Below are 22,136 nucleotides of genomic sequence, written 5' to 3'. Positions count from 1 at the left end.
CCGTCGCCCGGGAGGACCCGGACGCCCCCGCGTCCACCCCGTCCCGCCCCACGGCCAGCAGCTCGCACAGGTGGGCCATCTTCGGCCAGGCGAGTTCGAAGGCCGCCTCGTCGCGCAGTTGCCGCTGTTCGTCCTCGTACAACTGCGTGGACGTCCGCAGGATCTGCTGCACCTGCCGCCACCCCCCGCGGTCGCGCTCGAAGCGGGCCGCGTCGATCAGGGTCGCCGTGCCGACGTGGCCGGTCGGGCTCCGGTACGCGTTCAGCGCGTCGGCGCCCTCCCGCAGCGGGTCGGCCACCGTGCCGTCGTCGTCGCGTACCTCCCGGGCCTTGAACAGCCACCCGTGCCGGTACCCCTCGTGCAGGAACAGCGCGGGCGTCGCCCACTCCACGGCGGTGTGCCGGGGCAGATGGGAGATGCGGCGGCGGGCGGCGGCCATGGACTCGTCGATGGTGCGGTTCGCCGCGAGCCCCTTCAGGAGCTCGGGGCTGAAGCGGCCCGCCGAGGCGTCGCTGACCCGCCCCCGCATCGCCACCACGGCGGGCACGCCCCCGCCGATCAGCGCCTGCGCGAGCCCCGAGAACGGCTCCGCGTGTACCCCGTCGGGGCCCGAACTGTCCGCCCCCGAACAGAGGTTGAGCACCGCGAGCCGCAGCCGGGGCGCCTTCAGGAGGATGCCGCTGAGCAGATCGGCGGGCACCGGGTCCACGCCGCCGCCCTCCGTCTCCAGCCAGACGACCCCCTTGCCGAGGTCTTCGTCGTACGTCCCGTGGGCGATGAGCAGCACCGCCGTCGGCAGGTCGCCGTGCGTGCCGAGCGCCGACTCCAGGCGTTCGCGCGTGGCCCGCTCGACGACGGTGGTGCGGACGGCCACCTCGGGCAACTCCTGGCGGAGAGCGGCCAGTTCGGCGTCCATGCGGAGGGTGCGGCCCGCCCCGGCGGGCGAGGCGCAGGCGACGAGGAGGCGGATCAGGCTCGGCTGGTCCGCCGGGTCCGGCAGGCGGCGGCCGAGCGGCCCGCCGGGCAGCGAGCGGGCCAGGGAGTAGCCGGGGCCGAGCGCGAGTGACTGCTGCGGCAGCCCGGCGGGCGCGCACAGCGCTTCGAGCGGCAGTTCCCGCAGGCTCGGCGGCAGGTCGAAGCGGAGCCGCAGACCGCGCGGGGGCCGCAGCCGCTGGGCGAGGTCGAGGGCGTCGGCCAGACAGCCTCCGGGGCCGCCGGCCCGCCGCGCGGCGCCCTCCGCGTCCAGGAACCGGTCACCGCCGCCACCCCCGAACAGCAGCTCGTACACCTCCCGCCCGAGGTCCCGCAACTGCTCGGCCGTGTGCCGCTCGCCCATCGGCGCGTGGCCGAGGTCGGCGGCGACGAGCCGGTCCCAGCGGGCGCGGAACGCCGCGGGTTCGCCGTCCACGGCGATCACGCCGAGGGAGCAGACGGGTCCGCTGACCGCCACGAGGCAGTGGGAACCGCCGATGGGGCGCACCCGGATGCGCAGCTCCTCGTACTGCAGCACGGCCGCCGCTCACCTCCCGCTCTCGTCGAACTGTCCGCGTACGAAGTCGAGTTCGGACCGCGCCCGGTCGAGTTCCTCCGTCAGCTCGGGGTCGTCGGGGAAGTGCGCGAGCGCGGCGGTCAGCCGCTCGGCGGCCTCCTCCAAGGTGGCGCGCGCCCCGGACAGACTGCCCGAGCCCCAGCGCCGCAGGGCGAGCACGCGCAGCACGATACCGAGGCTGAGCTGGGCGCGCCGCAGTCGCGGGCCGAGTGCCACGGAGCGCCGCAGGTCCGCGGCGGAGGCGTCCAGGGCGGGATCCTCGCGGTTGGCCTCGCCGATGCCCCGGTCGGCCAGGACACGCGCCAACTGCCCGTCCAGGCGCGGCCGTTCGTTGGCGCCGATGACGGAGCGGGTCGTCTCCAGGGTGGTCACGGCCCGGGTCAGACGCCCGGCGCGGTGCGCGTCCCTGGCGGCGGCGAGCGCGAGGGAGACGATGTCCGCCTGGGTGTGCCGGTAGCGCTCCAGGCGTCTGCTGTGGACCAGGGCGCGGCGCCAGTACGCGGCTGCCGCGCCGAAGTCGGGGCGGGGGGCGGTGAGTTCGTCCCTGCCCAGGGTGACGCGCGCGTTCAGGGCCAGCTCGCGGGCGTCCCGGGCGAGCTGCCGGTGGCGGTCGGGGAGGCCGGCGTAGCCGGGGTTCAGCTCGTCGAACCGGGGGCAGCCCGCCTCACACACGGGCTCACCCACGGCTGCCTCGCGTGACCTCACGACTGCCTCGCGTGACCCCGCGGCCGCCTCGCGCGACCCCGCGGCCCCTGCGTCCGCCGCTCGGGCCCGCGCCCGGCAGTCGTGGCAGCGCAGTTCGGCGAGGGCGGCCAGCGCCTCGCCCGGCAGTCCCGCGCTCAACTGGAGGTGGGCGAAGCCGAGTTCGGAGAATATCTGGATGAGTGGGTGGCCTCCGGGGGTGGTGGTCGCTGCGAACGAGCCGAACTCCCGCACCTTGCCGAGTGCGGAGATCCGCAGGGGCCCGCAGCGCAGGGGCGCGCCCCACTCGCCCGGGAACCCCCCGGCCTCGGCCAGGACGTGCGCCGCGTCGGCCTCGCGCTGGAACAGCGCTTCGGGCGCGACCCGGCCGCCGTGGACATCCTGTCCGCCGATGCTGTGTCCGCCGATGCCGTGTCCGTCGACGACACTCTCCCCGGCGGCGCCTTCCCCGGGCAGCCGCCGCACCACCGCGTCCCGCAGCCCCGCCCGCAGCTCGGGCACCAGGTCGGCCCCCACTTCCACGCCGTACCGTCGCCCGGCCGCGCGCAGGGCCCGCTCCCAGAAGGAGTCGTCGTACAGCAGCGCACCCCAGGCGGCGATGGCTCGCTCCCAGGGCGGGGCTGTTCGGCCTGAAGGGGCTGTGGGGCGCGGGGAGTTGAGGAGGGTGAGCGCGAGTGCGTGCGTGACGCAGTGGTCGGCTGGGTCGCGCCGGGCGGCCGTGTCGAGCAGGTCGGCGGCGAGGTCGCGCCGCCCGCCCACGGCCAGCGCGGCGCCGTACAGCGCAGGGAAGCCCCCGGGTACCCGATCGAGCTCCCAAGCCGCGCCCAGCAGTCGCGCCGCTCGCGCCCAGTCGGCCCGGCCCCCGCCGAGCGCGCCGAGCCCGGCCTTGCGCAGCAGGCCACCCACGCGACGTACACCGCACCCTGACACGGCGCCGTCCGACCCGTCCGAGCCGTCCGAGCTGTCCGAGCCGCCCGCCGAGTCGACTCCCAGGGCCGCGGCCACCCACGCCCCCTCGTCGTCCAGTGCCCCACCCCGAGCCGCCGCGCGCAGATCGTCCCGCGCCTGCTCCAGCCACCCCAACTTGACGCGCACGTAGGCACGTTGGACGACTGCGCGCGGGGGCGGCGTCGCGCACGCCAGAGAGCGTGTGAAGTAACCCTCGGCGGAGGTGAGTTCACCCTGGTGGGCCGCGGCGCAGCCGAGCCAGAACAGGGGAGCGGAGTCGTCGGGCGCGGCCTCGTGGGCGTGCCGGAACTCCGTACGGGCGCCGTCGGCATCCCCGTCGGCGAGACGTACGCGGCCGAGCCCCACGAGGGCCCGCACCGCGACGTCCGGGGCGGGGGCGAGCGACAGGGCGCGCCGGAAGCACCGCTCGGCGACGCTTCCGTCCCGGCCCCCGGCACCCGTCCCGGCCCCGCGCCCGAGGGCCGACTCGCCCTCGGCGCACGCCCTCTCCGCGTCGGCGGGCGCCGACTCCGCTCGTGGCCCCACGTCTCACCAGCCCCCGTTCAGCGGCAGGTGGCGGTCCTTCAGCCCGCCGCCTCGTCCAACTCCGAGCGCCAGCGGCCCAGTTGGCGATCGTAGTGCAGCGGGCCCACCTGGAACCGGGTCAGGTCGAGGCCCAGCAACTGCTCATACGCCTCGGCGGGCAGTTCCGGTTCCAGCACCACGCTGAGCCCGCTCCGGTCGTCCTGGAGCACCAGTGGCCGCGGCGCCCCGCCGCCACCGGCGGTGCCACGGCTCGCCCCGCGCCGCACCACGCCCTTGAACGACACGTACGCGTCCCGCACCGCCTCCGCGCCCAGGCCGCTGAGGAAGGCGTGGAGCGGCAGCGAGGCGAGCACGAGCCAGGGGATGTCGGCCGCGCCGCGGTGGCCGACGGCGCGGCGCACGCGGGCGGTGCGGACGCCGAGTCCGTCGAGCGCCGCGACCAGGTCCTGCCCGAGGGCGTCCGGCGCCTCCTCGTCGAGCAGCAGCTCCGCGCGCAGCGGCAGGGCGTCGGGCATGGGGGCGGGTTCTCCTTCCGGCGGCGGACGCGGGCGCGGGTCCGGGGTGGCGGCGGGTGCGGGCCCGAACCCCGGGACGGCGGGGTGTGGGCCCGAACCCCGGGACCCGCAGCCTAGGGGCGCCGCCCGCCCCCGCACCGGGAAACATGGATCTCTCACCCCACCGGTGGCTCGTATGCACGATTCTTCCGGAATACGGGATTCATGGAACTTTCGGCCCGCCCCGCCGGTCTTCTCCAGTGAACGCTGAATCAGAGCGGAACACGGGGGGTGTTCACCTTGACCGACGTCCGAACCGACCACACCGACATCGGATTAATCACCGAAGCCGAAGCCGAAGCCGAGGCTGAGGCTGAAGCCGCAGCCGGAGCCCGCGAACTCGTCCCGTTCGTGGCCCCGTTGACCGTCCCGCCCGTCCTGCGCCCCGCGGGCGGCGACGTGCGCGAGGAGACGGAGATCGCCGTCCGCCCCGCCTGGGTGCGCCTGCACCCGCAGCTTCCGCCCACGCTGATGTGGGGGTACGACGGGTGCGTGCCGGGCCCCACCATCGAGGTGCGGCGCGGCGAGCGCGTGCGGATCGCGTGGACCAACCGCGTGCCCAAGGAGAGCGAGTTCCCGGTCACGGCCGTCGAGGCGCCGGGCTCCGCCCCGCCGCCGAGCACCCGCCCGGGCCGCGAAGGCATCGAGCCGAACAAGGACGTGGCCGCCCTCCCCGCCTGGACGGTCACGCATGTGCACGGCGCGCAGACCGGCGGCGGCAACGACGGCTGGGCGGACAACGCGGTCGGCTTCGGCGACGCCCAGCTCTCCGAGTACCCGAACGACCACCAGGCGGTCCAATGGTGGTACCACGACCACGCCATGAACATCACCAGGTGGAACGTCTACGCGGGCCTCTACGGCACGTATCTCGTCCGGGACGACGAGGAGGACGCGCTCCAACTCCCCGCAGGGAAGCGGGAGATCCCGCTGCTGATCGCCGACCGGAACCTGGACACCGACGAGGACGGCCGCCTCACCGGCCGCCTCCTGCACAAGACCACGATCGTCGACCCGAAGAACCCGGAGACGGGCAAGCCGGTCTCGCTGCCCTTCACCGGCCCGTACACCACGGTGAACGGCCGCATCTGGCCGTACGCGGAAGTGGCCCCCGGCTGGTATCGCTTCCGGCTGGTCAACGCCTCCAACGCGCGGACGTACGACCTCGTCCTCGTCGACGAGGACAACGCGCCCGTGCCCGGCGTGCTGCACCAGATCGGCAGCGACGGCGGCCTGCTGCCCCGGCCGGTGCCCGTCGACTTCGACGCGGCCCTGCCCGCCCTCACCGTCGCGCCCGCCGAACGCTTCGACCTGCTCGTCGACTTCCGGAAGCTCGCGGGCAAGCGGGTCCGGCTGGTGAACAAGGGCCCGAACGCGGCGCCGGGCGTGCCCGACCCGGCGGGCGACGTGCGCCATCCGCACGTCATGGAGTTCCGCGTCGGCAAGGGCGACGGAGCCCGGGAGACCTTCCGGCTGCCGGAGGTCCTGTCCGGCTCCTTCCGGCCCATCGGGCACGGTGTCCCGCACGGCCACCGCCTCGTCGTGCTCACGCCGCCCGCCACCAAGGGCGGCGGCGGACACCCGGAGATGTGGGAGATGGTGGAGGTGAAGGACCCGGGACCCATCCGGGTCCCCACCGACGGCATCATCCAACTGCGCGGCCCGGACGGCGCCACGAAGACGTACCGCAGGATCGCCCGCACGTTCAACGACGGCCTCGGCTTCACCATCGGCGAGGGCGCGTACGAACAGTGGAGCTTCCTCAACCTCGCGGTGAACCCGAACGTGACCCACCCGATGCACATCCACCTGGCCGACTTCCAGCTCCTCGGCCGCGACGCGTACGACGCGTCAGGCTTCGACGTGACCGTCGGCGGCACCCGGGCGCCCGTCACGCACGACCCGGCCACGCCGATTCCCCTCGCGCCCAACGAGCGCGGCTGGAAGGACGTGTTCCGGGTGCCGGGCGGTCAGATGCTGCGCGTCATCGGCAGGTTCGACGGGGCGTACGGCCGCTTCATGTACCACTGCCATCTCCTGGAGCACGAGGACATGGGGATGATGCGGCCGTTCGTCGTGATGCCGAAGGAGGCGCTGAAGTTCGACCACGGCGGGGGCGGGCACGGGGGCCACGACGGCGGTCACTGAAGCGGACTTCAGGCAGCCCGCGCGGCTCCCGCCGCGTGCGCCACGGCCGCCCGGGCGAGTGCCCGCACGACCGGGTGCGGGCGCGAGCCGTCGCCGGACAGCTCCGGCTGGAAGAGGGTGAGCAGGAAGAAGGGGTGGCCGGGGAGTTCGGCGACGCGCGCCCGGCCCTGCTCGTCGGTGCCGGTGATCCGCAGGCCGTGGGCCCGCAGGGTGTCCAGATGGCCGGCGTCGCCCGGCCCGTACGAGCAGTGGTAGCGCTCCAGGGTGCGGTCCACGCCGAGCACCGACTCGGCGAGCGAGCCCGGTGCCAGCTTCACCGTCCCCTCGTGGCCGACCAGCGAGCAGGCGAGCGGCACGATGAGCGGGTCGTCGGCGTCCGGGTCGTTCTCGGCGTGCGCGACCGACGTCAGCCCGCAGACGTTCCGCGCGAACTCCAGGAGCGCGTGCTGGAAGCCGCCGCACGTGCCGAGGAAGGGGACGCCGTCCTCGCGGGCCGCGCGGATCGCGGCCAGCGCGCCCGCCTCGCTGCGGTACGGGCTGCCGGGCAGCACCCACACCGCGTCGAAGCCGCGCAGCGCGCCCGGCTCCTCGGCGTCGGGCGTCGGTATCCAGTACGCGTCCAGGACCAGCCCGTCACGGTCGGCCAGGGCCTCCAGGAGGAGCGGGACACGGGTGTGCGAGGTGACGTTGGGGGAGCGGTCGCCGACGAGGGCGATGCGGGCGACGGGGGCCGACGACACGTCGTGGGCCCGGGTTCGGGAAGGGGATTCGCTCATGCCTGCCATCCTCGGCGCGCCCCCAAGTTCACGTCCAACGACAAAATCCGCACCCTTCATAAGCAACGCTGATGCACGTCGGCGATCCTGATCCGCATGGACCCGCACCTCCTGCGTACGTACGTCGCCGTGGCCCGCCTCGCCTCGTTCTCCGCCGCCGCGCGCGAGCTCGGCTACACGCAGTCCGCCGTCTCCCAGCACATCGCCGCCCTGGAACAGGACCTCGGCACCCCGCTCCTGACCCGCCGCCCCGTCACGCCCACCCGCGCGGGCGAGCGGCTCCTGGAGCACGCGGGCCCGCTGCTGCTGCGGCTCGACGCGGCGCGCGCCGAGGTCGCGGCCCTGGCGGGCGCCGCCGACGAGGGCCTCACGCTCGCCGCCGCGCCGACGGCACTGACGCCCCGTACGCTGCAAGCGCTCCCGCCGACCGGCGTCACCCTGCGCGTGCTGCCCCGCGCGGACGTCCCCGAAGCCGTCGCGACGGGCGCCGCCCACCTGGGACTCGTCGACGGACTCGCCGCGCCCAACGACCCGCTGCGCCTCGCCGACGTGGCCCCGCTCACCGCGCACGGCGCGGGCCAGGAACCCGTCCGTGTCCTGCTGCCCGCCGGGCACCCGCTCGCCCGCCGCACCGGCCTGCGCCTGGGCGACCTCGCCGACGCCCGCTGGCTGGACGCCCCCGGCGCGGGCCTGCCCCTGCGCCAACTGCGGTCCGCCCACGGCACCGGCGGCTTCCGCCCCGCACTGCGCTACGAAGGCACCGACGTCCGCACCCTCACCGCCCTCGCCGCGGCCGGCCACGGCCTCGTCCTGCTCCCGGAGTCGGCCGCCGCGGCGCCCGGCACCGTCGCCGTCCCGCTCACCGAGCCCCGCGTCGTCCACCGCACCGAACTGGTGCACGCCGGCGCGCTCCGCGGCCCCGCGGCCGCGTTCGCCGCACGCCTGGACGTCACCCGTTCGGGAATCGTCGCGCGGCGTCACGCCGGGTAGGGCTGTGGCCGGAGGCGAGCCATGGAACAGACCGCGTTGCGTCCGAAGCCCATCCCGGGACACGAGCCGGGTCCCGGCCGTACACCCGCCGAGCCACCCCGGCGACCGCACGCCGCGCACCGCCGCGGCAGGCGGCTCGTCACCCTCCTCTTCGGCCTGCTCTGCGCGACGGTCCTGGTGCTCTCGGGCGTGGGCCTCGGCACCGTGGGCGCCACCGTCATCGGCATGAGCAAGCTCGCGGAGATGCAGCGGCAGGCGGGCGGGCAGGGGGCGCCCACGCCGGGCGGTCAGGCGCCCGGGCAGGGGCCGCCGGGAGCGGCGAAGGAGCCCGGCAAGGGCCCGGGCACGCCCCCGGGCGCCGGGGCGCCGGAGCAGAAGGCGTCCGCGGGCGAGGGCTCCGCGGCCGTCGGACCACGGGCCGCCCCCCGCCCCGCCCTCGGCGTCGAAGCCGTCGACGCCCCGCGCGGAAGCGGCGCGCTGGTCGTCGGGGTGCACCAGCCGGGCCCCGGCCACGCGGCGGGACTCGTCCGCGGCGACGTGCTGGTCGCGTTCGGCGAGACCCGGGTGCGCTCGGCCGGTGACCTGGCGAAGGCGGTGACGGACGCCCGGCCGGGCAGGAACACCACGCTGACGGTCCGTCACGCGAGCGGAGAGCGCCAGGTGTTGTCGGCCCGGCCGGGTCTCGCCACGTGATGTCCCCGCCGGGCCCCCTCACACCACCCTGAAGTGCGTGGTCAACCGCCGCTCGTCGTCCAGGACATGGAAGGCGAGCCCGACCGGGGCGTCCAGGTCGACCAGGCCCTCGCCCTCCCAGGGCAGCCGCAGCGTCGACACCACACCAGGGCCGACGATCAGCGGCCGCCCGGCGAACGTGGTCGCCGCCGGGGTGTGCGCGTGCCCGATGATCAGGCCCACGATCTCCGGGTGCCGCTCCACCAGCTCCGCCAGCGGCCCGGGCTGCCGCAGCCGCCAGGTGTCCAGGCGCGGGTGGTGCATCCGCACGGGGTGGTGGTGGAAGGACAGGAGCACCGGCTTCGTGCCGCCGAGCGCGGCGAGCCGGTTCTCCGCCCAGGCGTACGTCTCCTCGTCGAGGAGGCCCTCGTCGCTGCCCGGCAGACTGGAGTCCAGCATCAGGATCTCGGTGCCGCCGACGCGGTGGGCTCGGTTCACCGGCGCCTCGGAAGGGGCGTCCTCGCCGAGCAGCGCCGTGCGGTAGGGGCCGCGCACGTCGTGGTTGCCGGGGCAGGTCAGGACGGGCCAGGGCGCGTCGGTGAACAGGACGCGCGCGGCCTCCTTGTACTCGGCCTCGGCGCCGTGGTCGGCGATGTCACCGGTCACCAGGAGCGCGTCCAAGGGCCCGGGCAGCGCCCGCAGATGGTCCATGACGCGCTCGGCCCGCTCCGTCGCACGCGCCGTCCCGTCCAGGTGAAGGTCACTGATCTGTGCCAGTACCAGCATGTCGTACGCCCCTCCGCACCGAAATGATCTAATGGTCGCGGGGCATCTAAGCATTAGTCGGCCGAGTCGGGGAACGGCCACCCGCAAACCGGTGGCATCGAAAAACCGGGCCGCCCATGATGGGCGCCATGCCGACCGCCCTCAACGCCTTCCTCGGGCGCCTGGTGGAGGGGTGAGCGTGCAGGATGCTGTAAAGATCAGGATGTTGGGGAAGATGCCGCAGCCAGCCCAGGAGGCCCGATGACCGCCACACCCGCGCCGTTCACCGCCGACGACTACCGCGCCCGCATGGACCGCGCCGCGCGCGCCGCGGCCGACGCGGGCCTCGCGGGCGTGCTCGTCGCGCCCGGCCCCGACCTGGTGTGGCTCACCGGCTACCACGTGCCCGCCGACACCGAGCGGCTCACCCTGCTCGTCATCGCGCCGGGGCAGGACCCGGTCCTCGTCGTGCCCAAGCTGGAGGCCCCCGACGCCGAGCGCGCGGCGGGCGCGTCCGCGCTGACCCTGCGGGACTGGACGGACGGCGTGGACCCCTACGGCGTGACCGCGCCCCTGCTCGACGCGCGCGGCCGCTTCGGGGTGAGCGACAACGCCTGGGCCCTCCATCTCCTCGGCCTGCAGCGGCAGTTGCCCGACAGCTCCTACGCCGCCCTCACCGACGCCCTGCCGATGCTGCGCGCCGTCAAGGACGCCGCCGAGCTGGAGCGGCTCGCCGCGGCCGGTGCCGCCGCCGACGCGACGTACGAGGAGATCCAGAAGGTGCCCTTCGCGGGCCGCAGGGAGACCGACGTCGCCGCCGATCTCGCGGACCTGCTGCGGCGGTTCGGGCACGAGCAGGTGGACTTCACGGTCGTCGGCTCGGGGCCCAACGGCGCCAGCCCGCACCACGAGGCCGGCGACCGCGTCATCGAGCGGGGCGACATGGTGGTCCTCGACTTCGGCGGCCTCAAGCACGGCTACGGCTCGGACACCTCCCGCACCGTGCACGTCGGCGAACCCACCGCCGAGGAGCAGCGCGTCCACGACGTGGTGCGCGAGGCCCAGGACGCCGCCTGCCGCGCGGTGCGGCCCGGCATCGCCTGCCAGGACGTCGACCGGGCGGCCCGCGCGGTGATCACCGAGGCCGGGTACGGCGAGTACTTCATCCACCGCACCGGCCACGGCATCGGCGTCACCACGCACGAGCCGCCCTACATGATCGAGGGCGAACAGCAGCCGCTCGTACCGGGCATGTGCTTCTCCGTGGAACCCGGCATCTATCTGCCGGGCCGCTTCGGTGTGCGCATCGAGGACATCGTCACGGTCACCGAGGACGGCGGACGCCGGTTCAACACCACCGCGCGCGAGCTGGCGATCGTCGACTGAGGCACCCGCCCGGGGCGGTACTCACGACTGAGGCCCGCCCCGGCCGGTCAGCCGCTCACCCGTGCGGCCGCTCGTCCGTGAAGTGCGCGAGCAGGTCGTACGGATAGGGCAGCGGCCGCGCGCTCGCCTCCGTGAGGCGGCCCCGCTGCTCCGCGGTCAGCTCCCAGCCCGCCGCGCCCAGGTTGTCGGTGAGCTGTTCCACGGAGCGCGCGCCCACGATCGGCGCGGTCACGCCCGGCCGCTGGAGCAGCCAGCGCAGCGCCACCTGCGCGGGCGTGCGGCCGGTCTCCTCCGCGACGGCGACCACGGCGTCCACCACCCGCCACGTCTCCTCGGTGGCCTGTTCCTCCCAGGACCCGCCGCCCCGCGCCCCCGCGGGCGGCGCGTCCATGCCGCGCCGGAACTTCCCCGAGAGCCACCCCGCCTGGAGCGGGCTGTACGGAATGACGCCGACACCCTCGGCGGCGCTGAGCGGAAGCAGCTCCCACTCGGCCTCGCGGGCGAGGAGGTTGTAGCGCGGCTGGAGGCAGACGTACGGCTCCCAGCCGCGCGCCCGGGACAGGTCGAGGGCCTTCTGGAGCTGGGCCGGGGAGACGTTGCTGGTGCCGAGGTAGCGGACCTTGCCCGCGCGCACCAGGCCGTCCAGCGTGGACAGGGTCTCCTCCAGCGGCGTGCGGGCGTCCCACACGTGCGTCTGGTAGAGGTCGATGTGGTCCGTGCCCAGGCGGCGCAGGCTCGCGTCCACCGCCGACAGGATGTGCTTGCGGCTCAGGCCGCGCGCGTTGGGGCTCTCGCCCATCGGCAGGAACACCTTCGTGGCGATCACGAGGTCGTCGCGGCGGCGGCCCTTGAGCCAGCGGCCGAGCACCTCCTCCGATGCCCCGCCGCCGTACACGTCGGCCGTGTCGATGAACGTGCCGCCCGCCGCCGTGAACGCGTCCAGCATGCGGTGCGCCGTCGCCTCGTCCGCGCCGCCCTCGCCGCCGCCGAACATCATGGCGCCGAAGCACAGCTCGCTCACCCGCAGCCCGGTCCCGCCCAGGTACCGCTGTTCCATGCGATCTCCTCACGTGTCCCGCCGCACGCTAAAGGTTGAAGTGCCCTTTAGGTCAAGGGCGTTCGGAGGGTGATTTCAAGCCCTACGTCAAGGCCAGCACCGCGCACGACTCGCCCGGCAGCCGCAGCACCCCGTCCGCCCCCGGCGCCTCCACCGGGTCCCACGCGGCGAGCACGCGCGCGTGCGGCACGCCCACCGGGATCGCCGCCGCCTCGCCGGAGAGGTTCACCGCGATCCGCAGATCCCCGCGCCGCACCGCGAACCAGCGCGCGGCCTCGTCGTACGCGACCCGCACCGCCGCCAGATCGGGGTCCGTGAGGTCCGCGCGGGCGTGGCGCAGCGCGATCAGGTCGCGGTACCAGGCGAGCACGCGCGCGTGCGGCTCGCGTTTCGGCTCCGACCAGTCGAGGCAGGAGCGCTCACGGGTCGCCGGATCCTGCGGGTCCGGGATCTGCTCCTCGGCCCAGCCGTGCGCGGCGAACTCCCGCCGTCTGCCCCGGCGTACGGCCTCCGCGAGCTCCGGGTCCGTGTGGTCGGTGAAGAACTGCCAGGGCGTGCCGGCCGCCCACTCCTCGCCCATGAACAGCATCGGCGTGCACGGGCCGGTGAGCGTGAGCGCGGCCCCGCACGCGAGCAGGCCCGGGGACAGCGTGGCCGAAAGCCGGTCGCCCTGGGCGCGGTTGCCGATCTGGTCGTGCGTCTGGGCGTAGCCGAGCAAGCGGTACGCGGGCGTGCGGGCGCGGTCGACCGGCCGCCCGTGGCCGCGGCCGCGGAAGCTCGAGAACGTACCGTCGTGGAAGAAGCCACGCGTCAGGGTCTTGGCGAGGGCCGCGAGGGGCGCGGCCGCGAAGTCCGCGTAGTAGCCCTGGGACTCGCCGGTGAGGGCGGTGTGCAGGGCGTGGTGGAAGTCGTCGTTCCACTGCGCGTGCAGGCCGAGTCCGCCGCTCGCGCGCGGGGTGATCAGACGCGGGTCGTTCAGGTCGGACTCGGCGATCAGGGCGAGCGGCCTGCCCACCTCGGCCGCCAACTCGTCCACGGCCGTGGCGAGTTCTTCCAGGAAGTGCAGTGCCCGGGTGTCCCGCAGCGCGTGCACGGCGTCCAGGCGCAGCCCGTCGATCCGGTAGTCCCGCAGCCAACTGAGCGCGCTGCCCACCAGATACGCGCGCACCTCGTCTGAGCCGGGCGCGTCCAGGTTCACGGCCGAGCCCCACGGCGTCTGGTGCGTGTCCGTGAAGTACGGCCCGAACGCGGGCAGATGGTTGCCGGACGGGCCGAGGTGGTTGTGCACCACGTCGAGGACGACGCCGAGGCCGTGCTCGTGCGCCGCGTCGACGAACCGTTTCAGCGCCTCCGGGCCGCCGTACGGTTCGTGCACGGCCCACAGCGACACGCCCTCGTACCCCCAGCCGTGCCGCCCGGGGAAGGGGCACAGGGGCATCAACTCGACGTGGGTGACGCCGAGTCCGGCGAGATGCCCGAGGCGCCCGGCGGCCGCGTCCAGCGTGCCCTCCGGGGTGTACGTGCCCACGTGCAGCTCGTAGAGCACGGCGTCCCGCAGCCCGCGTCCGGCCCATGGCGCCCGCCACGCGTACCGCCCGTGGTCGACCACCGCGCTCAGGCCGTCGGGGCCGTCGGGCTGCCGCGGCGAGCGCGGGTCGGGCAGCGCGGGGCCGCCGTCCACCGAGAAGCCGTAGCGCGTGCCGTCGGCCGCCGCCGCCTCCACCGTCCACCACTCAGGGCGATCCGCGGCACGCGTCAGCGCGTGCGCGGCCTCGTCCGCGCCCTCAAGGACCAGTTCCACCCGCTCGGCGCGTGGCGCCCACACTTCGAACCTCACCGGCAGCCTCTCGTCCGTCGTTCGTGCCCGGGTCGTCGACGTGTCCGACGCGTCGTGCTCGTCCGACGCGTCCGGCTCGTCGTTCCATGGTGCGCCAGACGTGATCGCCACGGAGGGGTTCGGCGCTTTCCGGTGACGCGGTGTCGACGCTTTCGCGTCGCCCGGCGACGGCCGTCTATGCTCACTCTCCGTGCTCGCTCGACCGCCCGTCCTGCGGGGCGCCCGCCGCGAAGGCGGGGGATGATGGTGCGAGGGAGGGCGGGGAGGGCGGGGACGACGGAGCCTAGGGGCAACTTCAGGACGGTACGGCGATGAAGAGCCAGGGAACAGCCGCAAACGGGGTCGTCGAGAGCCGCTCGGTGTACGGCGCGCCCTGCTGGGTCAGCCTGTCCACGCGTGACCTGCCGGCCGCGGAGGAGTTCTACCACGCGGTGCTCGGGTGGGAGTGGCGCGTGGGCAAGCTGGGAGAGCAGTACAGGTTCGCGAGTGTGAACGGCGTGCCGGTCGCCGGGGTGTCCGCCGTGGAGGCCATGGGGCAGACCGCCGTCGCGTGGACGCCGTTCTTCGCCGTGTGCAGCGCCGACGAGACCGTGGCCCGCAGCCAGGAGCGCGGCGGGACCACCGCCGTCGGCCCGATCTCGTTCCCGCCGGGCCGGGCGGCGCTCCTCGCCGACCGCGACGGAGCGGTCTTCGGCATCTGGGAGGGCGAGCTGGTGTCCGGCTGGGAGGAGTGGCGCCGCGCGGCGCCGGTCTTCGTACGGCTGCACACGCGGCACGCCTTCGAGGCGGCCATCTTCTACGGCGAGGTGCTCGGCTGGGAGTCCGCGGAGTCGGGGTGCTGCGAGGTCGACTACGAGAACGAGGAGGTCGTGCTGCGCAGCCAGGGCGACGTCGTGGCCCGCATCCACTCGGGCGCGGTGGAGGCGGCGCCCGACCCCGCGATCCGGCCGCGGTGGCAGATCCACTTCGCGGTCGCCGATGTCCCGGCCTGTGTCCGGGCCGCGCGCGCCCACGGCGGCAGCGCCGAGTACACCGGCGAGGGCACGGAAGCGGCGGTCCTGACCGATCCGGACGGGGCGCGCTTCTTCGTGAGCCCCCGGCCCGCGGCGAGCCCCAGGCCCGCTGCCTGAGCCTCCGAGCCCCCGGCCGCGTGAGCCTCCGAGCCCCCCGGCCGCGGCATGAGCCGCCCCCGTCGGGGCGGTGCACCAGGAGCGGCCTGGAGCCCTGACGGGGGCGGCTTCCCTTGACGTGAGCAAGCGTCAGCAAACGTCAGCCGGGGACGGCAGAGGTCAGCTCTGGTCCCGGCGCATCGAGGGGTCGGCCTTGCGCGCGCGCTCCTTGGCCTCGCCCATGACCTTCTTGGCTTCGCCGCGGGCCTGGTCGATCTTGCCCTCGACCTGCCGCTCGCGGTTGCCGGTCATCTTGCCGGTCATCTCCTTGGCCTTGCCCTTTGCCTTGTCCATGCCGCCCTTGTCGGCCATGGCTCCTCCTTGCTGGGGGGGGGTGTGTCGGTCCCGCTCAACGTAAGCCGAACCGCACGCCCACGCGCGCGGGGAAGTCACGGAAAGTAGTCGTCGGGACGGGTCGGAGCAGTCGGCAGGAGCGGTCGGCTTCCTCCTCGTACGCTGGAGTCGGGGCGCAGCCGCGCACGGAGTCCCTCCCAGGGGGAGACATGAACGCACCACGCCCGTCGATCGACGAGTCGTACTGGATGGCGACCACGCCGACGACCCACTACCCGGCCCCGGAATCCGACCTGACCGCCGACGTCGCGGTCGTCGGCGGCGGCATCGCGGGCCTGTGCACCGCGTGGGACCTGGTCCGCGCCGGCCTCGACGTGATCGTCCTGGAGGCGGACCGGATCGCCGCGGGCGTGAGCGGATACACCACGGCCAAGATGACCGCCGCCCACGGCCTCATGTACGCGCGCCTGGAGGCCGAGCACGGCGCCGACGACGCCGGGCTGTACGCGCTCTCGCAGCAGGAAGCCGTCGAGCGGACCGCCGCCCTGTGCGCCGAACTCGACATCGACGCCGACCTGGAGCGCGCCCCCGCCCTCACCTACGTACAGGACCCGGAACGCGTCGACGAGCTGCGGCGGGAGGCGGCGGCGGCACGCCGGGCCGGGCTCGACGCCTCCTTCGTGACCGACACCGACCTGCCCTTCGCCGTCGCGGGCGCCGTCCGCGTCGAGGGCCAACTGCAGTTCCACCCGCGGAAGTTCCTGCTCGCGCTGGCCGAGCACATCACCGCCGCCGGCGGACGGATCTTCGAACGCGCCCGGGTCACCGGCCTGCACGACGGCCACCGCTGCCGTCTGACCACCGAGGGCGGCGCCACCGTCGAGGCACGCGACGCGGTCATCGCCACGCACTACCCGGTCTTCGACCGCACCCTGCTCTTCACGCTGCTCAAGCCCCGCCGGGAGCTGGTGATCGCGGCGCCGGTGCCGTCGGCCGCGGCGCCCGCCGGCATGTACATCACGCCGGAGGGCGGGACACGTTCGCTGCGCAGCGCCCCCTACGACGACGGGCGCCGGCTGCTCGTCGTCACCGGCGAGTCGTTCACCCCGGGCGAGGGTGACGTACGCGCCCGGTCCGAGCGCCTCGCGGACTGGGCGCGCGCGAACCTGCCGCACTTCGCCGAGGCGGACACCTGCTACCGCTGGGCCGCCCAGGACAACGACTCCGTCGACCACCTGCCCTACGTCGGCCACGCCCACCCCGGCACCCAGCACGTCTACGTCGCCACCGGCTTCGGCGGCTGGGGGATGAGCAACGGCGTCATGGCGGGGCGCCTGCTCACGGCCCACATCGTCGGCGGGCCCCGGCCGGCCTGGACCGAGCTGTACGACCCGCGCCGGCTGCCACCGGTCCGGGACGCGGGCCGGCTCGCCGCCCACCAGGCGGCCGTGGCCAAGCACTTCGTCGGCGACCGCCTGCACACCGGCCACGTCGACTCGGTGGCCGACATCCCGCCGGGCAGCGGAGCCGTCGTCCGGCTTGACGGCCGGCGGTGCGCGGTCCACCGCGACGAGGCCGGACACGTCAGCGCCGTCTCCGCGCGCTGTACGCACCTCGGCTGCCTGGTGCACTTCAACAACGCCGAACAGGCATGGGAATGCCCCTGCCACGGCTCCCGCTTCGCCACGGACGGCTCGGTCCTGCACGGCCCGGCCACCCGCCCGCTGGAACCACGTGAGATCCCGGAGCCCCCGGCCTAGCCCTCTGCCCGCTCCAGGCAGTCCTCCGCCAGCTTCCGGTCGAGCGCGGCCCGGACGAGTGCCGCGGCAAGCACCGCCGTCCGCTCGTTCCCCGCGAGCCGCGTCAGCCCGGACGCGGTCCGCGGCAGACCGAGGCGCTCCGCCCCCTGCAGCACCTTCGCGTCGAGGCAGGGGCGGTACTCGGGCCACACGTCCTGCACTTCGCGCAGGAAGATGTCCGCGCCGGTGGGGCCGAGGCCCGGCACCCGGCGCAGCAGCCGCTTCAGGGCCGCCGCGTCGCCGTTGGCCTCCTCCCGGGTCCGGCGCAGATCGCCGCGCCACTCGTCGAGCACAAGACGGGCGCCGTCACCGAGCTGGGTCGAGGTCCGTTCGTCGTAGCGCCGGTAGCCGCCACGTCCCAGGGCATCGACCCGCTGCTGCCAGGTGGCGTCGGCCATGTCCCGCGGACCGCGCATCCCGGCCTCGTACAGCGCGCGCGTGCTCGCCACCGCCACGGACGCCCGGATACGGGCGCTGAGCAGGCATGACAGGACGAGCGTCCGATAGAGCGGCTGCGGGGTGTCGGCCAGCTTGATGCCCGCCTCCGCCGCGTACGTCTGTCCCGCGGCCTTGAGCAGCTCCCGCATCACGGCTTTCTGGCCTGCCATGGCTTCGCCTCCTGAGTGGTCGAGGTCCGGGCGGGGCGGGACAGCAGGAGCAGGCTGTGCGGCCCGACGGGGACGTCGCTGTCCGCCTTGTGCTCCGTCTCGTCCGAGCGGCCCCCCGGGTCCATGGTGTCGATCCGGGTGGTCCAGCGCTCCCCGTACGTGGTGTCCGGCAGATGGAAGACGACGGGTTCCCGGTAGCTGTTCAGGAGCAGCAGGAAGGAGTCGTCCACCACGGCCCTGCCGTGGACGTCGGGTTCCGCGATGGCGTCGCCGTTGAGGAAGACGCCGACGGCGTGGGCGTCGGGCCGCAGCCAGTCGTCGTCCGTCATCTCGCGGGCGTCCGGCCGCAGCCACACCAGGTCGGGCAGCGGCTGGTTCTCGTGCGTGGGGGTCTCGCCGCGGAAGAAGCGGCGTCTGCGCAGCACCGGCTGCGCGGCGCGCAGCGCGATGGCGCGCCGGGTGAAGCCGACCAGTTCGCGCTGCTCCTCGTCGAGGTCCCAGTCGACCCAGGACAGCTCGCTGTCCTGGCAGTAGGCGTTGTTGTTGCCCCGCTGCGTGCGCCCCAGCTCGTCGCCGTGCGCGAGCATCGGGATGCCCTGCGACAGCATGAGGGTGGCGAGGAAGTTGCGCTGCTGGCGCCCGCGGAGATCGAGGACCCGCTGGTCGGTGGTGGGGCCCTCCACGCCGCAGTTCCACGAGCGGTTGTCGTTCTCGCCGTCCTGGTTGCCCTCGCCGTTGGCCTCGTTGTGCTTCTGCTCGTAGCTGACCAGGTCGCGCAGCGTGAAGCCGTCGTGGGCGGTGACGAAGTTGACGCTGGCGCGCGGGCGGCGCCGATCGTGCTGGTAGAGGTCGGAGGAACCGGTGAGCCGGGAGGCGAACTCGGCGAGCGAGTGGTCCCGGCAGCGCCAGAAGTCCCGTACGGAGTCACGGTACTTGCCGTTCCACTCCGACCACAGCGGCGGGAAGTTGCCGACCTGATAGCCGCCGTCGCCGACGTCCCACGGCTCGGCGATGAGCTTGACGCGGCCGACCACCGGGTCCTGCTGGACCAGGTCGAAGAACGCCGAGAGCCGGTCCACGTCGTGGAACTGGCGCGCGAGCGTGGCCGCCAGGTCGAAGCGGAACCCGTCGACGTGCATCTCGGTGACCCAGTACCGCAGCGAGTCCATCACCAGTTGCAGCACGTTGGGATGGCGCATCAGCAGGCTGTTGCCGGTGCCGGTGGTGTCGAAGTAGTGCGCCGGATCGTCCTGTGCCAGGCGGTAGTACGAGGCGTTGTCGATGCCGCGGAAGGCGAGGGTGGGGCCGTGTTCGTTGCCCTCGGCCGTGTGGTTGTAGACCACGTCCAGGATCACTTCGAGCCCGGCCGCGTGCAGCGCCTTGACCATCGACTTGAACTCGGTGACCTGCTCGCCGCGGCCGCCGTGCGCCGCGTAGGCGTTGTGCGGGGCGAAGAAGCCGATGGAGGTGTAGCCCCAGTAGTTGGTCAGGCCGCGGTCGCGCAGGAACCCGTCCTGCACGTACTGGTGCACCGGCATCAGCTCGACGGCGGTCACGCCGAGGGACGTGAGGTGGTCGATGACCGGCTCGGTCGTCAGGCCCGCGTACGTGCCCCGGAGTTCCGGAGGCACCCCGGGGTGCCTCCGGGTCAGGCCGCGTACGTGCGCCTCGTAGATCACGGTCTCGGCGTAGGGCCGCCGGGGCGGCCGGTCGCCCTCCCAGGGGAAGGACGGGTCGGTCACCACCGAGAGCGGGGCGTGCGCGCCGCTGTCGGCCGGATCGGGCCCCCGCGCCGCCCGCTCGAAGAGCGACGGGTGGTCGACGGAATTGTCCGGCTGCCCCTCGATCGCCCTGGCGTACGGGTCGAGCAGCAGCTTGGCGGGATTGCACCGGTGGCCCCCGGCGGGGTCCCAGGGGCCGTGCACCCGGTAGCCGTAGCGCTGCCCCGGGCCGACCCCCGGCAGGTAGCAGTGCCAGACGAAACCGTCGACCTCGGAGAGGGGGAGGGCGCGGTGCGTGCCGTCGTCGTGGACGAGGACGAGGTCGACCCGTTCGGCGACCTCGCTGAACAGGGCGAAGTTCGTTCCCTCGCCGTCGAAGGTGGCGCCCAGAGGAGACGGGCTTCCGGTCCAGGTGCGCACGCGACTGCCTCCGTACGGGTGAGGGGCGGGGCCCGGGGGCGCCCCGAGGGTCTCGCGGCCCGGCGTTCCCGCGCCGGGCCGCGCCCGGTGTTCCGGCGTCGGCGTCAGTGCGCGGCCGGGTCGGCCGACGCGGCCAGGGCGGCCGTGTCGGCCCACGCCGCCGGCGTGACCGTGTCCGTCGACGCCGCCAGCGTGGCCGTCACCTCCTCGCGCGGCACCCGCTTCGCCTCGCGCAGGCTGGGTGCGGGCGTCGTGGGGACCAGCCGGGCGTACTCGGTGGCGCGGGCGCGGCACGAGAACCAGATGATCTTTCCGTCGGTCGCCGGGCAGCTTCCCCAACCGTCGCTCAGCGCGGCGATCTGCGCCAGGCAGCCCTGCGGTTCGTAGTGCCGCAGGGGCAGGTCGCGGTCGCTGTCCGACACGGCGGTGATGAGGTGCTGCCCGTTCCACCACATCTCGACGGAGGTCTTCTTGTCCGTGCCGTGCTCCTCGATCGCGGACAGCAGCACGCGGGTGCAGTGGCAGACGTGTTCGACGAGCATCCCCAGCCCCCAGTGCCGCAGGTGTGCGGCCAGGATGCGCCTGACCTGCTCGATCCTCTCCGGCGTGATCTCCACGTCGAGGTGGTAGTAGCAGGGGATCGCGGGCTTCATTGCTCTTGGCTCCTCTCGGCGAGGCTCCCGCTCCGCCCGGCCCCGCGGGCCGGGCCCCGAACACGAAGCGTGAGCATTGATCGCTCCTGAGTCAGTATCAGAGTGAAAGCACTACTCCATTCGCGCAACACGAGCGGACTCCAGTGCACGTGAGCGGGGGTCGGGGGGGCGAGCAGGTTCCGGCGGGCGCGGGTGGAACCCGGTCGTTGAATCTCCAACAGGACGCTGCGTGGCCGACCGTGCACCATGAGTGGGGAAGATCGGCCGGTGTCCTGACGCCGGTTCCTCTGCGCGTCGGCGGTTTCGCACCAGCCGGGTGCACCACGCGCGCTCCGGAAGAACGAGAAGGTGACCAGCGTGGTGCTGTTGCCTGCCAAAGCCGTGGTCTCGCGGCAGCTGGACGAATACCGGGCCTGGGAACGGCTGTTGGTCGCCGACCCCGCCGACCGGGTCGTGCGCACGCACTTCGAGAACACCGCGTACACCCTGTGTGTGCTGATGGGCGAGTGCACGGCGCGGGCCGCCGCCGAGGCGGCCGAGCGTTACCTGCGCCCGCGCACCACACGCAGGCCGCGGCCCGCCCCGAGCCGTTCGCGGCCGGCCCCCGACCCCCGGGGCCGGTAGCGGACGCGAGTCCCGCCGGAGTCCCGCCCACCCGAGCGCGGTGGAGGAGAGACCGATGACCTCAGCCCTACCAGCGATACCGGCCGTACCCGTCCTGGACGTCCGCCCGGTCGTCGACCGCGGCCGCCGTCCGGCGAAGGCGGTCCCCGGTGAGACCTTCCAGGTCACGGCCACGGTCTTCGGCGAGGGCCACGGAGCGGTCGGCGCCAACGTCGTGCTGGTCGGCCCCGGCGGCCGGGGCGGCCCCTGGACGCCGATGCGGGAGCTGTCCCCGGGGAGCGACCGCTGGGGCGCCCCGGTCACCCCGGACGCGGAGGGGCGCTGGACGTACACCGTGGAGGCGTGGGCGGACCCCGTGACGGAGTGGCGTCGCGCCGCCGAGATCAAGGTTCCGGCCGGCCTCGACACCGGGCTGGTCCTCGAGGAGGGCGCGCTGCTCCACGAACGCGCGGTGTCGGCCGCGCCGGACGGGGCGGCACGGCAGATCCTGCGGGCCGCCGCGGACGCGCTGCAGGACGACCTGAAGTCCCCGGCCGCCCGGCTCGCGGCGGCGCTGACGCCCGAGGTGGCGGCGGTGCTCGCGCGGTACCCCCTGCGGGAGCGGGTCTCGCGCTCGGACACCTTCCCGCTGCTGGTGGAGCGCCGGCGGGCGCTGTTCGGGTCCTGGTACGAGTTCTTTCCGCGTTCGGAGGGTGCGGTGGTGCGCGAGGGTGTGGCGCCGGTGTCGGGCACGTTCCGTTCGGCGGCGAAGCGGCTGCCCGCGGTCGCGGAGATGGGCTTCGACGTGGTGTATCTGCCGCCGGTGCATCCCATCGGTGCCACGTTTCGCAAGGGCCCCAACAACTCGCTGTCGGCCGGGCCTCATGACGTGGGTGTGCCGTGGGCGATCGGGTCGCCGGAGGGTGGTCATGATGCGGT

General features: G+C 74.3%; 19 protein-coding genes. 8 read left to right on the top strand and 11 right to left on the bottom strand.

Annotated elements, in window-relative coordinates; all coding sequences use genetic code 11:
* The 3 genes from STRAU_RS20440 to STRAU_RS20430 all read right to left on the bottom strand — a co-directional run.
* A partial coding sequence (locus STRAU_RS20440) for a CHAT domain-containing protein (protein ID WP_037660725.1) occupies nucleotides 1–1,510 on the bottom strand: 1,510 nt, incomplete at its 3' end.
* A gap of 9 nt (nucleotides 1,511–1,519) precedes the next feature.
* Nucleotides 1,520–3,745 carry a CHAT domain-containing protein gene (locus STRAU_RS20435; RefSeq protein ID WP_037660722.1) on the bottom strand — a complete coding sequence of 742 codons (2,226 nt, stop codon included), beginning with the start codon at nucleotides 3,743–3,745 and terminating at the stop codon, nucleotides 1,520–1,522.
* A 38-nt stretch (nucleotides 3,746–3,783) separates the two neighbouring features.
* The gene (locus STRAU_RS20430) at nucleotides 3,784–4,260 is read right to left on the bottom strand and encodes a hypothetical protein (RefSeq protein ID WP_016642272.1); all 477 of its coding nucleotides are present in this window, start codon (nucleotides 4,258–4,260) and stop codon (nucleotides 3,784–3,786) included.
* A gap of 318 nt (nucleotides 4,261–4,578) precedes the next feature.
* Here STRAU_RS20430 and phsA point away from each other — a divergent pair, with 318 nt between their 5' ends.
* On the top strand, nucleotides 4,579–6,447 hold the full coding sequence (gene phsA, locus STRAU_RS20425; RefSeq protein ID WP_052029176.1) for an O-aminophenol oxidase PhsA: 1,869 nt from the start codon (nucleotides 4,579–4,581) through the stop codon (nucleotides 6,445–6,447).
* An 8-nt stretch (nucleotides 6,448–6,455) separates the two neighbouring features.
* Here phsA and STRAU_RS20420 read toward each other — a convergent pair whose 3' ends face one another.
* On the bottom strand, nucleotides 6,456–7,223 hold the full coding sequence (locus STRAU_RS20420; RefSeq protein WP_037660720.1) for a CTP synthase C-terminal region-related (seleno)protein: 768 nt from the start codon (nucleotides 7,221–7,223) through the stop codon (nucleotides 6,456–6,458).
* Nucleotides 7,224–7,319: 96 nt separating this feature from the next.
* Between STRAU_RS20420 and STRAU_RS20415 the strand changes: the two genes are divergently transcribed.
* Both STRAU_RS20415 and STRAU_RS20410 read left to right on the top strand, forming a co-directional pair.
* Nucleotides 7,320–8,213, top strand: a complete 894-nt coding sequence (locus STRAU_RS20415) for a LysR family transcriptional regulator (protein ID WP_016642268.1) — start codon at nucleotides 7,320–7,322, stop codon at nucleotides 8,211–8,213.
* Nucleotides 8,214–8,234: 21 nt separating this feature from the next.
* Nucleotides 8,235–8,906 (top strand): PDZ domain-containing protein, encoded by a 672-nt coding sequence (locus STRAU_RS20410; RefSeq protein ID WP_016642267.1) that lies wholly within the window; start codon nucleotides 8,235–8,237, stop codon nucleotides 8,904–8,906.
* Nucleotides 8,907–8,924: 18 nt separating this feature from the next.
* Here the strand turns inward: STRAU_RS20410 and STRAU_RS20405 are convergent, their stop codons facing one another.
* A complete protein-coding gene (locus STRAU_RS20405; RefSeq protein ID WP_016642266.1) occupies nucleotides 8,925–9,671 on the bottom strand; it encodes a metallophosphoesterase in 747 nt (248 codons plus the stop codon).
* A 240-nt stretch (nucleotides 9,672–9,911) separates the two neighbouring features.
* On the opposite strand from STRAU_RS20405, the gene STRAU_RS20400 reads away from it, so the two are divergent.
* A complete protein-coding gene (locus tag STRAU_RS20400) occupies nucleotides 9,912–11,036 on the top strand; it encodes an aminopeptidase P family protein (protein WP_016642265.1) in 1,125 nt (374 codons plus the stop codon).
* Between the two features lie 55 nt (nucleotides 11,037–11,091).
* On the opposite strand, the gene STRAU_RS20395 is transcribed toward STRAU_RS20400, so the two are convergent.
* Nucleotides 11,092–12,093, bottom strand: coding sequence for an aldo/keto reductase (locus STRAU_RS20395; RefSeq protein WP_016642264.1), 1,002 nt, complete (start codon nucleotides 12,091–12,093; stop codon nucleotides 11,092–11,094).
* A gap of 82 nt (nucleotides 12,094–12,175) precedes the next feature.
* On the bottom strand, nucleotides 12,176–13,930 hold the full coding sequence (treZ, locus tag STRAU_RS20390; protein WP_037660733.1) for a malto-oligosyltrehalose trehalohydrolase: 1,755 nt from the start codon (nucleotides 13,928–13,930) through the stop codon (nucleotides 12,176–12,178).
* A gap of 311 nt (nucleotides 13,931–14,241) precedes the next feature.
* Here treZ and STRAU_RS20385 point away from each other — a divergent pair, with 311 nt between their 5' ends.
* Nucleotides 14,242–15,060 carry a VOC family protein gene (locus STRAU_RS20385; protein ID WP_037660718.1) on the top strand — a complete coding sequence of 273 codons (819 nt, stop codon included), beginning with the start codon at nucleotides 14,242–14,244 and terminating at the stop codon, nucleotides 15,058–15,060.
* Nucleotides 15,061–15,219: 159 nt separating this feature from the next.
* Here STRAU_RS20385 and STRAU_RS20380 read toward each other — a convergent pair whose 3' ends face one another.
* Entirely contained in the window at nucleotides 15,220–15,411 is a 192-nt protein-coding gene (locus STRAU_RS20380) for a CsbD family protein (RefSeq protein ID WP_016642260.1), read from the bottom strand.
* A 191-nt stretch (nucleotides 15,412–15,602) separates the two neighbouring features.
* Here STRAU_RS20380 and STRAU_RS20375 point away from each other — a divergent pair, with 191 nt between their 5' ends.
* Nucleotides 15,603–17,153 carry an FAD-dependent oxidoreductase gene (locus STRAU_RS20375; protein ID WP_016642259.1) on the top strand — a complete coding sequence of 517 codons (1,551 nt, stop codon included), beginning with the start codon at nucleotides 15,603–15,605 and terminating at the stop codon, nucleotides 17,151–17,153.
* Here STRAU_RS20375 and STRAU_RS20370 read toward each other — a convergent pair.
* The 3 genes from STRAU_RS20370 to STRAU_RS20360 all read right to left on the bottom strand — a co-directional run bounded on the left by STRAU_RS20370 (nucleotide 17,150) and on the right by STRAU_RS20360 (nucleotide 20,594).
* A complete protein-coding gene (locus STRAU_RS20370) occupies nucleotides 17,150–17,800 on the bottom strand; it encodes an HhH-GDP family DNA glycosylase (RefSeq protein WP_016642258.1) in 651 nt (216 codons plus the stop codon). The genes STRAU_RS20375 and STRAU_RS20370 overlap by 4 nt on opposite strands.
* The gene (gene glgX / locus STRAU_RS20365) at nucleotides 17,779–19,941 is read right to left on the bottom strand and encodes a glycogen debranching protein GlgX (protein ID WP_016642257.1); all 2,163 of its coding nucleotides are present in this window, start codon (nucleotides 19,939–19,941) and stop codon (nucleotides 17,779–17,781) included. The genes STRAU_RS20370 and glgX overlap by 22 nt, the downstream gene beginning before the upstream one ends.
* A gap of 104 nt (nucleotides 19,942–20,045) precedes the next feature.
* Entirely contained in the window at nucleotides 20,046–20,594 is a 549-nt protein-coding gene (locus STRAU_RS20360; protein ID WP_016642256.1) for a hypothetical protein, read from the bottom strand.
* Nucleotides 20,595–20,954: 360 nt separating this feature from the next.
* Here STRAU_RS20360 and STRAU_RS20355 point away from each other — a divergent pair, with 360 nt between their 5' ends.
* Nucleotides 20,955–21,218 (top strand): DUF5133 domain-containing protein, encoded by a 264-nt coding sequence (locus STRAU_RS20355; protein WP_078621370.1) that lies wholly within the window; start codon nucleotides 20,955–20,957, stop codon nucleotides 21,216–21,218.
* 55 nt (nucleotides 21,219–21,273) lie between these two features.
* The coding region (locus tag STRAU_RS20350) for a maltotransferase domain-containing protein (protein ID WP_158692102.1) at nucleotides 21,274–22,136 on the top strand (863 nt) is incomplete at its 3' end.

Source organism: Streptomyces aurantiacus JA 4570 (assembly GCF_000414115.1).
Lineage (GTDB): Bacteria > Actinomycetota > Actinomycetes > Streptomycetales > Streptomycetaceae > Streptomyces > Streptomyces aurantiacus_A.
The sequence above is the reverse complement of the archived record's forward strand: the minus strand, read 5'-3'. Positions and strand labels throughout refer to the sequence as shown.

What these genes read in the sequence shown, in the direction of transcription:
- STRAU_RS20375 (WP_016642259.1), top strand. Translation starts at nt 15,603, where the DNA reads ATGAACGCACCACGCCCGTCGATCGACGAGTCGTACTGGATGGCGACC.
- STRAU_RS20395 (WP_016642264.1), bottom strand. Translation starts at nt 12,093, where the DNA reads ATGGAACAGCGGTACCTGGGCGGGACCGGGCTGCGGGTGAGCGAGCTG.
- STRAU_RS20430 (WP_016642272.1), bottom strand. Translation starts at nt 4,260, where the DNA reads ATGCCCGACGCCCTGCCGCTGCGCGCGGAGCTGCTGCTCGACGAGGAG.
- STRAU_RS20415 (WP_016642268.1), top strand. Translation starts at nt 7,320, where the DNA reads ATGGACCCGCACCTCCTGCGTACGTACGTCGCCGTGGCCCGCCTCGCC.
- STRAU_RS20370 (WP_016642258.1), bottom strand. Translation starts at nt 17,800, where the DNA reads ATGGCAGGCCAGAAAGCCGTGATGCGGGAGCTGCTCAAGGCCGCGGGA.
- STRAU_RS20360 (WP_016642256.1), bottom strand. Translation starts at nt 20,594, where the DNA reads ATGAAGCCCGCGATCCCCTGCTACTACCACCTCGACGTGGAGATCACG.
- STRAU_RS20405 (WP_016642266.1), bottom strand. Translation starts at nt 9,671, where the DNA reads ATGCTGGTACTGGCACAGATCAGTGACCTTCACCTGGACGGGACGGCG.
- STRAU_RS20380 (WP_016642260.1), bottom strand. Translation starts at nt 15,411, where the DNA reads ATGGCCGACAAGGGCGGCATGGACAAGGCAAAGGGCAAGGCCAAGGAG.
- STRAU_RS20410 (WP_016642267.1), top strand. Translation starts at nt 8,235, where the DNA reads ATGGAACAGACCGCGTTGCGTCCGAAGCCCATCCCGGGACACGAGCCG.
- STRAU_RS20400 (WP_016642265.1), top strand. Translation starts at nt 9,912, where the DNA reads ATGACCGCCACACCCGCGCCGTTCACCGCCGACGACTACCGCGCCCGC.
- STRAU_RS20420 (WP_037660720.1), bottom strand. Translation starts at nt 7,223, where the DNA reads ATGAGCGAATCCCCTTCCCGAACCCGGGCCCACGACGTGTCGTCGGCC.
- STRAU_RS20385 (WP_037660718.1), top strand. Translation starts at nt 14,242, where the DNA reads ATGAAGAGCCAGGGAACAGCCGCAAACGGGGTCGTCGAGAGCCGCTCG.